The sequence below is a fragment of the Bradyrhizobium sp. 186 genome (assembly GCF_023101685.1).
Taxonomy (GTDB): Bacteria; Pseudomonadota; Alphaproteobacteria; order Rhizobiales; family Xanthobacteraceae; genus Bradyrhizobium.
The window spans coordinates 9,317,638-9,331,736 of sequence record NZ_CP082164.1 but is presented as its reverse complement, the minus strand read 5'-3'; the positions used below and the strand labels follow the sequence as shown (position 1 = coordinate 9,331,736).

Sequence of the window (14,099 nt, the reverse complement as noted above, 5' to 3'; positions counted from 1 at the left end):
ATGATCGAGATCAGCCACGTCGACAAATGGTACAGCCCGACCTTCCAGGTGCTGACCGACTGCACCACCAGCGTCACCAAGGGCGAGGTTGTGGTGGTCTGCGGTCCGTCGGGATCAGGCAAGTCGACGCTGATCAAATGCGTCAACGCGCTGGAGCCGTTCCAGAAAGGCGACATCAGCGTCGATGGGACCAAGGTCAACGATCCCAAGACCAATCTGCCGAAGCTGCGCTCGCGCGTCGGCATGGTGTTCCAGCATTTCGAGCTGTTTCCGCATCTCAAGATTATCGACAATCTCTGCCTCGCGCAGCAGAAGGTGCTGGACAGGTCGCATGACAAGGCCGTGACGAAGAGCATGATGCTGTTGGAGCGCGTCGGCCTGAAGGAACAGGCGCAGAAGTTTCCCGCGCAGCTTTCCGGCGGCCAGCAGCAGCGCGTGGCGATCGCGCGCGCGCTTGCTATGGACCCGATCGTCATGCTGTTCGACGAACCGACCTCGGCGCTAGACCCCGAAATGGTGAGCGAGGTGCTCGATGTCATGGTCGACCTCGCCCATGAGGGCATGACCATGATGGTGGTCACCCACGAGATGGGCTTTGCCCGCAAGGTCGCCAACCGCGTCATCTTCATGGACCGCGGCGAGATCGTCGAGGACGCGCCGAAGGACGACTTCTTCGGCAAGCCGCGCAGCGACCGCGCGCAGAAGTTCTTGTCGAAGATTCTGTCGCATTAGTCGTCTGACGTCATTCCGGGGCGGCTCGAGGAGACGAACCCGGAATCTCGAGATTCCGGGTTCAATGCTGCGCATTGACCCGGAATGACGCCAAATAGGGTTTATCGGCGCCTGCGAATTTCGTATAGCAGCGGAAGTTCCGTTAATTCCCCGCCAGGAGACCTGCCTTGGACTCGATCGCCTACGTCAACGGCTCATTCGTCCCGCTCTCGGACGCCAAAGTCTCGGTCCTCGATCGCGGCTTCCTGTTCGCCGACGGCATCTACGAGGTTTCGGCTGTGCTCGACAGCAAGCTGGTCGACAATGCCTCGCATCTGGCACGGCTGGAACGTTCGGTCGGCGAGATCAAGCTGAAGCTGCCGGAGACGGTCGAGCGCATCACAGAGCTGCAGAAGGAGCTCATCGCGCGCAACAAGGTCGAGAACGGCCTGGTCTATCTCCAGGTGACGCGCGGCGCCGACAAGGGGCGCGACTTCGCCTTCCCGAAGGGCGACGTCAAGTCGAGCCTGGTGATGTTCACCTCCGAAAAGGACATCATCAACGCGGCGTCGGCGAAGACCGGCATCAACGTGATCACGGTGCCCGACATCCGCTGGGAGCGGCGCGACATCAAGAGCGTGGCGCTGCTGGCGCAGGTGCTGGCGAAGCAGGCCGCGGCGGAAGCCGGCGCGGGTGAGGCCTGGATGCTGGAAGACGGGTATGTCACTGAGGGCGGTTCGTCCTCAGCGTTCATCCTCACAAAGGACGACGTCATCGTGACCCGCAAGAACTCCAACGCGATCCTGCCGGGCTGCACCCGCAAGGCCGTGTTGGCATTGGCCGAAGAGCGCCAGCTCCGCGTCGAGGAACGTTCCTTCACGGTCGCGGAAGCGCTCGCCGCCAAGGAGGCGTTCGCCACGTCGGCCTCGCTGTTCGTCCAGCCGGTGGTCGCGATCGACGGTAAGAAGGTCGGCGACGGCAAGCCGGGCCCGATGGCGACGCGGCTGCGCGAGATCTACGTGGAGTTCGCGAAGGCGACGGCGGTTTAAGAGAGCCGCTGACGTCGAGAGGCCGCATCACACTCAGGTGTCATCGCCCGGCTTGACCGGGCGATCCAGTACGCCGCGGCGGTTGTTCTGAATCTCGTTGCCTCTGGAATACTGGATGCCCCGCCTTCGCGGGGCATGACAGTTGAGAGCGCGGAGGCAGCGTCAGCTCACGCCACCGACGCCTTCACCTTCACCGGGTGAATCGCGCGGAACGAGATCGCCAGCCTATTCCAGGCATTGATGGTCGCGATCAGCATGGTCAGGTTCACCGTCTCTTCCTCGGAGAACTGCGCGCGGACCTGCGCGTAGACGTCGTCAGGTGCGTGCGTCTCGGCGATCAGCGTCACCGACTCGGTCCAGGCCAATGCGGCGCGCTCGCGGTCGGTATAGAGCGGGGATTCGCGCCAGGCGTTGAGCAGATAGATGCGCTGCTCGGTCTCGCCCCGCTTGCGGGCGTCCTCGGTGTGCATGTTGATGCAGAAGGCACAGCCGTTGATCTGCGATGCCCGGATCTTGACGAGCTCGATCAGCGATTTCTCGAGTCCCGTCGACTGGATATGCGTCTCCAGCGCGTTCAGTGCTTTGATGGTGTCGGGGGCTGCCTGGTAGAAGTTCATGCGGGGCTTCATGGTGGTTCTCCTTGCTGGGGTTGAGGTCAGTGCGCTCCACCGGCCGAAACATGGCCGGGCTTCTTCAGGAAGAGGGCGGCGATCAGGGCGACGATCAGTGCCACGCCGAGCAGATAGAAGGTGTCGCTGAAGGCGAGGATATAGGCCTGCTTCTGCACGATATGGCCGATCGCGACATAAGCACGATGCGACGCATCGGAACGGTCGAGGATGCCGTGATTGACGAAATACTGGGTGAGCTGTTCCAGCCGCGTGCGGGTGGCCTGCTCGAACAATGAGACCGACTGCATCAGCACGTTGGAGTGATACTGCTCGCGCTTGGTCAACACGGTCTGCAACAGGGCGATGCCGACGGCGCCGCCGAGATTGCGCATCATATTGAACAGGCCGGAGGCCGAGCCCGCGTTCTCCGGCTCGATGCCGGCGGTCGCCACCGCCGACAGCGGCGCCATCACCAGGGCCTGGCCGATCGCGCGGACCACGTTGGGCCAGAGCAGTTGATCGGCGGCGTAGTTGCTGGTCATAGTGATGTTCATGAAGTTGGAGCCCGCGAACAGGACGAAGCCGGCGCCGATGATGATCCGCGCATCGAACTTCTGCATCAGGCGCGGCACCAGCGGGATCAGCACGAGCTGCGGCAATCCAGTCCATGCCAGCACCATGCCGATCTGCTCGGCATTATAACCCTGAATGCGTGACAAATATTGCGGCAGGATGAACACCGAACCGTACAACGCGATGCCGAGCAGGAAGTTCGCGAGCATGCCGAAGCCGAAATTGCGGCGAACGAGCAGGCGCAGGTTCAACAGCGGTTTCTTCACCGTCAGCTCGATGATCAGGAATGCAGTCAGCGCAACGGCCGCGATGACAGACAGCTTGACGATGAAGGGCGAGCCGAACCAGTCGTCCTTGTTGCCCTCCTCGAGCACGGTCTGAAGCGCTGACAAGCCGATCGCCATGGTGATGATGCCGGCCCAGTCGCCCTCGCGCAGCAGCGCAAGCTTCATGGGCTTTGCATCCAGCGCGTACCAGAGCATGCCAACCATGATCGCGCCGGGGACGAGGTTGACATAGAAGATGTACTGCCAGCCAAAGTTCTCGGTGAGATAGCCGCCGATGGTCGGGCCGATCGCCGGCGCAAACGTCGCCGACAGCGCGAACAGCGCAAGGCCCACCGGCTGTTTTCCGCGCGGCAGCAGTGTGATGATGAGCGTGAAGGCCATTGGGATCAGAACGCCGCCGGTAAAACCTTGCACCGCGCGCAGCACGATCATCTGCGGCAGGTCCTGCGCCAGCGCACAGGCGGCCGAGAGGATCAGGAACAGGACCGCGTTGGTGAGCAGATAAATCCGGATCGAGAACACCTGCGCGAGCCAGCCGGACAGCGGGATCACGACGATCTCCGCGATCAGATAGGACGTCGAGATCCAGCCGCCGTCGTCAATGCCGGCGCCGATCGCGCCCTGGATGTCGGCGAGCGAGGCGTTGACGATCTGGATGTTCAGGACCGCCATGAAGGCGCCGAGCGTCGCGCCGATCACGGCGATCCAGGTCTTGGCGGAGACGGCCGGAGCGGCGGGAGCCGTAGCCGGGCCCGACAGGCTGGCGGAGGAGGCGGCGTTCAGGGTCGGCTGGAGCGTACTCATTGAGGCCTCGTCTCGGCTGCGGAGACAGGATGCATTGGGCGGACGGTTTCGATAATCGAGGAAATTTCGGAAGGATCATCCGGCGGGATTTGATAATTCTGCCGGAAGCGATGGCCTCAGCCGCCGTTCGGATGCGTGGCGTTGGCTGCGAGGCGCTTGGCCGTCTCGCGCTCGGCCAGCACGGTCGCCTTGGTGTCGACGGTCGGTTCCGCCGACATGCCGGGCCGCAGCAGGCCGGTCAGGCTGTGGTCGTCGAGCACGATCTTCACCGGCACGCGCTGCACGATCTTGGTGAAGTTGCCGGTGGCGTTGTCCGGCGGCAGCAGCGCGAATTCGAGTCCGCTCGCCGGCGACAGGCTGTCGACATGACCGTGCAGGGTCTGATTGCGAAAACTGTCGATGCGCAGCTCGACCGGCTGGCCGGCGCGCACATGGGTGAGCTGCGTTTCCTTGAAGTTCGCGACCACATAGACCGCATCGAGCGGCACCACCGCCATCAATTGCGTGCCGGCCTGCACGAATTGCCCAACGCGCAGCGAGCGGGCGCCGACCGTGCCGTCGACCGGCGCGGTGATCTCGGTATAGGACAGGTTGAGCTGTGCCTGCTGCGCGAAGGCGCGGGCACGTTCGAACTGGGCTGTGGCCTGGGCGCGCTGAGTGGTGAGCACGTCGACCTTGCGTTGCGCGGCCACCAGGCCCGACTTCGCATGCTGCAATTGCGCGTTGCTGGCGCGCAGCGTGGCGTCTGTCTGCTGCGCGCGCTGAATCGTACCGGAACCCGACTTCATCAGGTCGTCGTAGCGGGCGCGCTCTTCCTGCGCGAATTTCAGATTGGCGTCCGCAGCAGTGACATCGGCCGTGCTCTGTTCGATGACCGGCTGTTGCAGCTCGAGCTGGGCATCGAGGTTGCGAACCGAGGCTTCGGCCGCTGCGACGTCGGCGCGGGCTTGGTCCAGCGCCGCGTTGAAGTCGCGGTCGTCGATCTTCGCCAGCACATGGCCGGCTTTGACCTTCTCGTTGTCGCCAACCAGCACCTTTGCGATATAGCCGGAGACTTTCGGCGCGATGATCGTCGAGTCCGCCTTTACATAGGCGTCGTCGGTCGTCTCGAGATAGCGGCCGTTGGTCCAGTAGTCGTGTCCGTAATAGACAATCGTTGCCGTGCCCGCGAGGAGCGCGAGCACCAACGCCGCGCGCCGGACCATATTTCGGACCGGCACACGCAGCGGCGCCTTCGCGTAATCACGACTGATTTCAGTCGCTTGCAGGAAGATTTCGGTGAGGGGCATCTCGGACATGGCGGCTCCTATCGGCTGGCAGAGACTATCGGTCTTTCTGGTTCAAGCGATAATCGGCGAAATTCCGGAAGGATTATCCACTAGGAGTGGATAGTCCGGGGACCTCGCCTTGTATGGTCTACCGAACCAGACGTGCGGCTGCCCCAAAGCGATTGTCGCCTCTGTCGAGCGATTGCTGCTAACGCATGCGCCATGCCGTACGCGAGATGATCTGATAGATAATCGGGGCTAATTCCTTGAGATTATCGATCAAGAGCGGATAATCAGGCGGCATGGACCGATTGACTAGCCTCGAAGTATTTAGCCGGGTGGTCGAGACCGGCGGCTTCTCTGCAGCAGCCCGCAAGCTCAACATATCGACCACCATGGTGAGCAATCACGTTCAGGCGCTGGAAGACCGGCTCGGGGTGAGGCTGCTTCAGCGCACCACGCGCAAGGTCAACCTCACCGAGATCGGCAAGGCCTATTACGACCGCTGCGTCCAGATACTCGCGGATATCGAACAGGCCGACGATATCGCGAGCGAATTGCAGTCGGTGCCCCGCGGCACGCTACGGATCCACGTCGCCACGCACATGGTGCCGTTCGTCGCGCCCGTGGTGGCGAAACTCCTGTCGACCTATCCAGACCTCAAGATCGATCTGCGCATGGGCGAAGCCGATGTCGATCTGATCGAGGAGGGATATGACATTGCCTTGCGCATGATCGCGCCGCCGGATTCGAGCCTGATCGTCCGCAGCCTCGCCACGTGGCGGCACGTGCTGTGCTGCTCGCACGACTATCTCGAAAGGCACGGCCGGGTGCAGCAGCTCGCCGAGCTTACCGGGCACAATTGCGGCCGCCACCTGAACTATCCCTTCGGCGACGAATGGCGCTTCCTCGATCGCAAGGGCGCACCGGCATCGGTGCGCATTTCCGGCAGGCTGGTCACCAACAGCGGAGAAGCGTTGCGGAACATGGCGCTGGAAGGCGCCGGAATCTGCCTGATGGCTGGATTCCTGGTGCAGGACGATCTCGAAGCCGGCCGGCTGGTGCGCCTCTTGCCGGAATATCGTCCAGTCGAGATGTCGATGAACGCGGTCTATCCGCATCGGCATCATCTGTCGGCGAAGGTGCGGACTTTCATCGACATGCTGGTGGAGCACAGCGCCGAGCAACAGAAGCTGATCAACCCCTATGCCTGACGGGACGGCGCTGGCAGCCGCCCGAAGATTTTCTCCAGCGCCATGCCGATCGCAAGCAGGCGGCGGTCGCTGCCAGCCGGGCCGTCGAGCTCGAGGCCAACAGGCAGTTTGCTCGTGGCGCCAAGCGCGACCGGAATCTGGATGCCGGGAATGCCGGCATTGCTGCCGGGATCGGTGTTCTGGATGAACAGGCCAAAATTCTCGAGACTGCTGGAGTCGGGGTTGGAGGCAATCGCGACCCGCGGCGTGGTCGGGAAGGCGATGGCGTCGAGCCTGTTGCCGGCAAACGTGTTGCCGTAAAGCGACTGAAGCGCGGGGCGCGCGGTCCTGATTGCGGCGTCGTAGATCGGCTTGGCATCGACCAGCGTGTTGTCGGGACCGGGCAGTTTTCGGGGGAGCACCAGGCCATCATAGGTGCCCTTGACGTCAGGGCTGGCGATCTCCTTTGCCAGTGCTTCGATGGTGAGGCCGGTGCCGGTGTGCGCAAGATAGATGACCATGTCGTCATAGGCCTCGTACAGCGCGACGGGAAAGCCGACCTGGCCGTTGAGCTCGGCGAGTTGCGGCATCTCGATCTCGACCACCGTCACGCCCTGCGCCCTCATCTGCGCGACCGCCGCATGGAAGGCGGCTTCGGTGTCGGCATCGAGATTGGCCAGCATTGTGCTGACGATGCCGATCCGCAACCCCGCGAAATCGGCCGGATGGACGGCGTCGCCACCTGCAATGACGTGGTCGAGCAGTGCGACATCCGCCATGGTCGCCGCCATTGGCCCTGCGGTATCGCGGGTGTGCGAGATCGGCGCGATGCCGTCTTGCGGATAGCGCCCGACGGTCGGGCGTAGCGAGGCGCATCCGTTCAGCGCACCGGGCACCCGGACCGATCCGCCGGTGTCGGTGCCGAGCCCGCCGGCGACGATCCGCGCGCCGATCGCGGCACCCGTTCCGGACGAGGAGCCGCCGGCGATCAGGGCGCGATCATAGGCGTTGCGCACGCCGAACTCGGGACCGGTCTTGAACGCAACATTGTAGCCGGAGATGCCGAAGGCGAGCTCGTGCATATTGGTCTTGCCGATGATGATCGCGCCTGCGGCCCTCAATCTTGCAACCACCGGTGAGTCGGCTTGCGGAACGTAATCTTTCAGCGCCGGCGTGCCGGCGCTGCAGGGAAGTCCGGCGACCTCGATATTGTCCTTGATCACGATGGGAACGCCGCCGAGCGGCATGTTCGTGTTGCCGCTCGTGTCGAATGCGGCGGCGGCCTTCAGGGCGCCGGCCTCGTCGAGGGTGATGAAGGCGTTCAGATCGGCATTGGCCTTGGCGCGGCCGAGCGCTTCGGTCGTGAGCGCCGTGCTCGTGACTGTTTTGGCGCAAAGCTCCGTCACGGCCTGGGTCAGCGTCAACTGGTCGAAATCCACGATGCGTCACCCGATTGCAGGGCTCCGTCAGGGAGCCTGTTCCGGGCTTGAGGCTGAAGCCTCCCCGCCGCCGCGTCAACCGTAGGCGCGCATCTTTGGTGGCGATGATGCTGCCAATTCCGCGAGCCGGCGCTCGACCTCGGGCTTCACTTTTGCGATCGCTGTATCCTTCACCGGCCCGTAGCCGCGAATCTCCATCGGGGCATTGGCGATTGCGAGGAGATCAGGCAGATGCGTCGCAGTAAGTCCGTCGAGCATCTGGTCGATCACGCCTTCATACCAGCCGATCAGCTCCCGCTCTGCGCGCCGTTCCGCCGTGTAGCCGAACGGATCGAGCCGTGTCCCGCGCAGCACCTTGAGCCGCGCCAGCATGGTGAACGGCACCTGGATCCACTGGCCGAAGGCGCGCTTGCGCGGACGGCCGCGGGCATCTCGCGGGGACGGCAGGAAGGGCGGCGCGAGGTGATACTTGACGCTGAAGTCGCCCTCGAACTCACGCTTCAATTCGTCGAGGAATCCGGTCTGCATGTGCAGGCGCGCCACCTCGTATTCGTCCTTGTAGGCCATCAGCTTGAACAGGGAGCGCGCGACCGCCTCGGTCAGCGCCTCGCTGCTCAGGGTCGCTTCGGCGTTGCGGACTTTTGCGACGAGTGCCCGGTAGCGCGTTGCGTAGGCAGCGTCTTGATAGTTTGCAAGGAAATCGGCGCGACGGGCGATGAGCTGGTCGAGCGTCTCGGTTTTGGGCGCATCGTCCGCTTTCGGCAGAGAGTCCGGATCTGCGGCGGCGATACGGCCCCAGGCAAAGGCCTGCTTGTTGCGTTCGACCGCGACGCCGTTGAGCTCGATCGCGCGCAGCAGTGCTTGCAGCGAGATCGGAATCAGTCCGTGCTGCCAGGCGAAACCGAGCATGATGATGTTGGCATAGACGGCATCGCCGAGCAGACGCTCGGCGAGCGCGTTGGCATTGATGGTGTCGAGATTGCCGTCGCCAACCACGCGACCGATCGCGCGCAGGCGGGCGGGCAAGGCGAGATCGGCGTCGCGGAAGCGGACGACGTCGCCGGTCGGCATCTCCGCGGTGTTGATCGCGGCGCGCGTGCCGCGGCGATAGGTGCCGGACGCCTTTGGCGAGGAGCTCACCACGAGATCGCAGCCGATCAGTGCATCGGCCGCGCCCTGGTCGATGCGCACCTGATGCAGCGCTTCAGGCGACGCAGCGAGACGGATGTAGCTCAGCACGGGGCCGAACTTCTGCGCGAAGCCGGTGAAATCCAGCACCGAGACGCCGCGGCGCTCGAGATGCGCGGCCATACCGATCAGGGCGCCGACCGTGATCACGCCGGTGCCGCCGACGCCGGTCACGAGCAGGTCGTAGGGGCGGTCGAGCGTTGTGATGGCGGGCAGGGGAAGCGTTGCCGCGCGGCCGATCGCATCGATCTGGCTTGCGGTCTTCGGCCGCCGCGTGGCGCCTTCGACGGTGACAAAGCTTGGGCAGAAACCGTTGAGGCAGGAGAAATCCTTGTTGCAGGACGAGAGATTGATCTGTCGCTTGCGGCCGAACGGCGTCTGCTTCGGCTCGACGCTGAGGCAGTTGGACTCGACGGAGCAGTCGCCGCAGCCTTCGCAGACGAGGTCGTTGATATAGGCAAAGCGCTTCGGATCGGCCATCTGCCCGCGCTTGCGCCGCCGCCGTTTCTCGGTGGCGCAGGTCTGCTGATAGATCAGCACAGAGACGCCGGAAACGTCGCGCAGCTCGCGCTGCACGGCGTCCATCTCCTCGCGCGGATGGATGGTCACGCCATCGGGCAGATCCCCGGGCGCAAATTGTGACGGGTCGTCCGAAACCAGTGCGATGCGCGCGACGCCCTCGGCGCGGACACTGTGCGCGATGGCATGCACGCTGACGGGACCGTCGACCGGCTGGCCGCCGGTCATTGCCACCGCGTCGTTGAACAGGATCTTGTAGGTGATGTTGGCCTCGGCCGCGATCGCCTGACGGATCGCCATCGAGCCGGAATGGTAGTAGGTGCCTTCGCCGAGATTCTGGAAGATGTGCTTGTGGCCGGTGAATCGTGAGGAGGCCGCCCAGTTCACGCCTTCGCCGCCCATCTGGATCAGCGACGAGGTCTCGCGGTCCATCCAGCTCGCCATGAAGTGGCAACCGATGCCGGCCAGCGCCTTCGATCCCTCGGGCACTTTTGTGGACGTGTTGTGCGGGCATCCCGAGCAGAAATAGGGCGTGCGTGTCGCACCCGTGACATTGATCGTACGCTCCGCTTCTGGTGACAGCGCCGCCGCGCGCGCAGCGAGATCGAGGCCCGGAAACATCGGATCGAGCCGGCGCGCCAGCACGGAGGCGAGCGCGCGTGGCGACAATTCGCCGGTCCAGGAGATCAGCCGCGCCCCGGTCTCGTCGTGCTTGCCGACCATGCGCTCGGGCTTTGCGCCCGGATAATCGTAGAAATATTCCTTGAACTGGCTCTCGATGATGCCGCGCTTCTCTTCGACGACGAGGATCTCGCGCTTGCCCTTCACGAAGGCCATGGCGTGGTGCAGCGCCAGTGGCCAGACCATGCCGACCTTGTAGATGTCGATGCCGATGCTGCGGCATGCGGCTTCGTCCAGGCCCATCAGCCGCAGCGCTTCCATCAGGTCGAGATGCGCCTTGCCTGTGGTGACGATGCCGTAGGTGGCGTTGGCAACGTCGTAGATGTGGCGGTCGATCGGATTGGTTTTTGCGAAGGCGTAGACCGCGTGTTTCTTCGCCTCCAGCCGCTCCTCGATCTGCGGGCCGGGCAGATCGGGCCAGCGGTAGTGCAGGCCGCCCGGCGGCGGCGAGAAGTCGGGCGTGCGGAAGACGCGCGACGGCCGCAGCGCGACGGATGCACCGGATTCCACGATCTCCGAGATCGCCTTGAAGCCGACCCACATGCCAGAGAAGCGGCTCAGCGCGTAGCCGTACTCGCCGAACTCGAGATATTCGCCGACATCGGCTGGATGCAGCGTCGGCATGAACCAGCTCATGAAGGCGACGTCGGACTGGTGCGGCATCGAGGAGGAGACGCAGCCATGGTCGTCGCCGGCGACCACCAGTACGCCGCCATGCGGCGAGGAGCCGTAGGCGTTGCCGTGCTTGAGCGCATCGCCGGAACGGTCGACGCCGGGGCCCTTGCCGTACCAGAGCCCGAACACGCCCTCGACCTCGCGGTCGGCTTGCGTCTCCACCTGCTGCGAGCCGAGCACCGCGGTCGCGGCGAGGTCTTCGTTGACCGCCGCGAGGAATTCGATGCGGTCCCGCTTCAGCCGCTCCGGGATGCGCCAGAGTTCAAGATCGATGCCGCCGAGTGGCGAGCCGCGATAGCCGGAGATGAAGCCGGCGGTGTTGAGACCCGCCGCACGGTCGCGCCGCGCCTGGTCGAGCGCGATGCGGACGATCGCCTGCGTGCCGGTGAGGAAGACGCGGCCCGCCTCGCGGTCGTAGCGGTCGGAGAGCTCGTAGGCGTCGAGTGACGGAATGGCGTCCATGGCGGACCTCGCGCGGCGTCCCTGCCGGATCGGCCAAGGTTAAGCCGTGGGCGTTGGTAGGTCTTACCTATTCATTCCGAATGGAAGGGTAATTCGGTAGAATTTCGCGCATACTAGCATAATATGGTGCATTCTACCGAATGGAGATGCCTTCATGATTGAAGACCAGGACGCGCGGATTCTCGCCCATCTCCAGAAGGACGGCCGCGCCACCAACCAGCAGCTTGCCGATGAGGTCGGCATGTCGACGTCGGCCTGCTGGCGGCGGGTGCGCGCGCTCGAGGAGAGCGGCGCGATCCGGGGCTATGCGGCGCTGGTCGCGCGCGAGCAGGCGGGCTTTGCGATGTCTGCCATCCTCCATGTCTCGCTGGAGCGGCACGACGCCAAATTCGTCGATGAGTTTGTGTCTCGGGTGACCAAGCGGCGCGAGGTGCTGGAGTGCTTTGCGACGACGGGCGACGCCGACTATCATTTGCGCGTCGTCGTGCAGGACATGGCCGCCTACAACAGGTTCCTCGACGAATTCATGTTCCGTATTCCCGGCATCCGTTACGTCCGCAGCAACGTGGTGCTGAAAGAAATCAAGACCAGCGTAGCGCTGCCGTTTTGAGGCAACGTCATCCGCGCCGACGCAGTTGGCGCAGCGACAGCATATGCAACAGGATCGAGCTTGGCACCACGAAGGCAGGGGTCAGCACATTCGGAAAGGTGTCTATGGCCATGCCCGGGCCCTCTGGAATGATGAGCTGGAACGGGCCGGGCGACATGATCATCCCCAAGGTGATCGCGACGGCGAAATCAGCGAGGCCGAAGATGTTCCAAAGCATCGCCGCTTTTCGACCCTCGGCCGTTCCGGTCGCCAGGGCAATCGCCGCCGGTACCGCGAACAGGCCGGTCAGCACATCGCCAGTTCCTGCCGGCAGCGCCCATAGGCCCGGCATCATCACTCGCAGCCAATAAGCGAGCCATTGGCTGCCAAAGACGCGGTAAAGCTGCAGGGCGATGAGCCACGTCATCGGCATTGCATCGAGCAACTGGCCCACCCGCTTCGACAATAGCAACAGCGGACCACCGACGATCACGGGCAGCAGGATCGCCGCCGGAAGCAGCGGTAAAGGGGAGACATCCGTGCGGAATACGCCGTTGATAGCTGCCGTCCAGGCGACGGCGGCCCAAAGCGTAAAAGGGACCATGAAGACCAGCCAGGTCGTTTGGCGTTGTGTTGGCGTCAACTTGGTGTTTTCGAGGGCGAGCCACAAGCCAAGAGCCATGAGCCCATGGGCCATCAGCCGAACGGCCACGGCCGGAACGCCGCTCTCCGGGAGCACGGGTAGCGAGTAAATCAACCAAGTCCACAGTGCCGTGAATGGAACGGTCCACGTCAGGCTGCGCCAAGCGGGACGCGAAGCGATCACGGCGGCGGAAACAGCATCGGTGTTCATCGGTGTTCCTCTACGAGGGGTGCTTTTCTTCACAGACAACGATCGGGGCGGCTCCCCGCAGGGACACGGTTTAGGGAATGCGCGTTCGTGCGGAGCAGGACATCGAAGCCGACACGCGGCGGATCGCGATCCTCCCGCTGTGTCACGGTGTTTTTTCTGCTGATCCGGCTCCCGCCAGAATCATGAAGACAAGAACGTGGCTGACGAGCAGCAGTGGCACATAGAGTGCTGGAATATAAATGCCGGCGCCGAAAAGACCGGGATCCTGGATTTTCGTTACGCCCATGTAGTATGCGTTCAGAAGATCCAGCGTGCCCCAGATGTTGAATACCCAAACAATCGGAACGGCGATCGACCAACGGAAAGAGAGTGCTGCCATTGAAACAAGCGCGAGAACAGCAGCGATAAGATCACCCCATCCGACCCTGGTGGCGAAATCTGAACTCAACTCCGAAGACACGAATCCGGTTACCATGAAGTTCATCCCCAAGAATCTGAACGCATGGAAAGTTGCGAGAAGTCTCAGGGCGTCATAACGGTGCATCGCGCGGACCGCCGGCCAAATATAGATGTAGGCGACCACCGAGCTTGTTAGGAAGGCTCCGGCGACGCTGAGGACGAATGGAAGGTTGAAGCTCGGGGGCACGTTCCGATTCCCTTGTGATTGTCCATCCGGTCGGGTGAGGTCGAAGCCAGTCGATTCGGTTCGACGTCGGCGACCAGTCAGGGTTTGGTCATGAGCAGGCGGAGCGGCTGAAGCGGGCCGACTGCGATGTACTCGTGATCGATGAGGTCTTGCTTCGCCAGCGGCAGCCCTTCCATGGTTGCGTGCGCAACGGCAACATCCTCGACATCCAGCAGAAACACGGCTCCGCGCCCATCAGATCGCGAATACCATTCACGAACCTTTCCATTGAGATAGAGCTGTACGGTCTGCCTGATTTCATCGGGCATGACGGCCATGACCTGTTCGCGTGTGACGCCCGGCTTGACGGTCAGGATGACCATCACCCCGGTTGTGGGCGATGCGGCTTGTGCTTGGGCAGGGGACGTATCGGCCATGGAAGTAGCGCCTATCAGTGTGAGGGTGAGTGCCAAGACGGCGTGACGGATTGCTTTCATCGGTCTCATTTCTCCGATAACGGCGGTCGCCGTGGTGTCGCGAGTGTCAGCGCACGCAGCTGTGCTGCCGATGTG

At 63.4% G+C, this 14,099-nt stretch carries 12 protein-coding genes; 4 read left to right on the top strand and 8 right to left on the bottom strand.

Annotated elements, in window-relative coordinates; all coding sequences use genetic code 11:
- Both IVB18_RS44460 and IVB18_RS44455 read left to right on the top strand, forming a co-directional pair.
- A complete protein-coding gene (locus IVB18_RS44460; RefSeq protein ID WP_247986399.1) occupies positions 1-732 on the top strand; it encodes an amino acid ABC transporter ATP-binding protein in 732 nt (243 codons plus the stop codon).
- A gap of 167 nt (positions 733-899) precedes the next feature.
- Positions 900-1,760 carry a D-amino-acid transaminase gene (locus tag IVB18_RS44455; protein WP_247986398.1) on the top strand — a complete coding sequence of 287 codons (861 nt, stop codon included), beginning with the start codon at positions 900-902 and terminating at the stop codon, positions 1,758-1,760.
- 167 nt (positions 1,761-1,927) lie between these two features.
- Here IVB18_RS44455 and IVB18_RS44450 read toward each other — a convergent pair whose 3' ends face one another.
- From IVB18_RS44450 to IVB18_RS44440, 3 genes are all read right to left on the bottom strand, one after another.
- Complete coding sequence (locus tag IVB18_RS44450; RefSeq protein ID WP_247986397.1) at positions 1,928-2,389, bottom strand: carboxymuconolactone decarboxylase family protein; 462 nt, start codon at positions 2,387-2,389, stop codon at positions 1,928-1,930.
- 26 nt (positions 2,390-2,415) lie between these two features.
- Positions 2,416-4,035, bottom strand: a complete 1,620-nt coding sequence (locus IVB18_RS44445; RefSeq protein ID WP_247986396.1) for an MDR family MFS transporter — start codon at positions 4,033-4,035, stop codon at positions 2,416-2,418.
- A 116-nt stretch (positions 4,036-4,151) separates the two neighbouring features.
- Positions 4,152-5,333 carry an HlyD family secretion protein gene (locus IVB18_RS44440; RefSeq protein WP_247986395.1) on the bottom strand — a complete coding sequence of 394 codons (1,182 nt, stop codon included), beginning with the start codon at positions 5,331-5,333 and terminating at the stop codon, positions 4,152-4,154.
- 272 nt (positions 5,334-5,605) lie between these two features.
- Here IVB18_RS44440 and IVB18_RS44435 point away from each other — a divergent pair, with 272 nt between their 5' ends.
- Positions 5,606-6,517, top strand: coding sequence for a LysR family transcriptional regulator (locus tag IVB18_RS44435; RefSeq protein WP_247986394.1), 912 nt, complete (start codon positions 5,606-5,608; stop codon positions 6,515-6,517).
- Here the strand turns inward: IVB18_RS44435 and iaaH are convergent.
- Positions 6,508-7,935: an indoleacetamide hydrolase gene (gene iaaH, locus IVB18_RS44430; RefSeq protein ID WP_247986393.1), complete on the bottom strand. Its 1,428-nt coding sequence runs from the start codon at positions 7,933-7,935 to the stop codon at positions 6,508-6,510. The two genes, IVB18_RS44435 and iaaH, sit on opposite strands and share 10 nt — an antisense overlap.
- 75 nt (positions 7,936-8,010) lie before the next feature.
- Positions 8,011-11,460 (bottom strand): indolepyruvate ferredoxin oxidoreductase family protein, encoded by a 3,450-nt coding sequence (locus IVB18_RS44425; RefSeq protein ID WP_247986392.1) that lies wholly within the window; start codon positions 11,458-11,460, stop codon positions 8,011-8,013.
- 154 nt (positions 11,461-11,614) lie between these two features.
- On the opposite strand from IVB18_RS44425, the gene IVB18_RS44420 reads away from it, so the two are divergent.
- The gene (locus IVB18_RS44420) at positions 11,615-12,070 is read left to right on the top strand and encodes an Lrp/AsnC family transcriptional regulator (RefSeq protein WP_247986391.1); all 456 of its coding nucleotides are present in this window, start codon (positions 11,615-11,617) and stop codon (positions 12,068-12,070) included.
- Between the two features lie 7 nt (positions 12,071-12,077).
- Here the strand turns inward: IVB18_RS44420 and IVB18_RS44415 are convergent, their stop codons facing one another.
- From IVB18_RS44415 to IVB18_RS44405, 3 genes are all read right to left on the bottom strand, one after another.
- Entirely contained in the window at positions 12,078-12,902 is an 825-nt protein-coding gene (locus tag IVB18_RS44415) for an MFS transporter (protein WP_247986390.1), read from the bottom strand.
- A gap of 142 nt (positions 12,903-13,044) precedes the next feature.
- The gene (locus tag IVB18_RS44410) at positions 13,045-13,548 is read right to left on the bottom strand and encodes a hypothetical protein (RefSeq protein ID WP_247986389.1); all 504 of its coding nucleotides are present in this window, start codon (positions 13,546-13,548) and stop codon (positions 13,045-13,047) included.
- Between the two features lie 77 nt (positions 13,549-13,625).
- A complete protein-coding gene (locus tag IVB18_RS44405; RefSeq protein WP_247986388.1) occupies positions 13,626-13,964 on the bottom strand; it encodes a hypothetical protein in 339 nt (112 codons plus the stop codon).
- Positions 13,965-14,099: the final 135 nt, after the last annotated feature.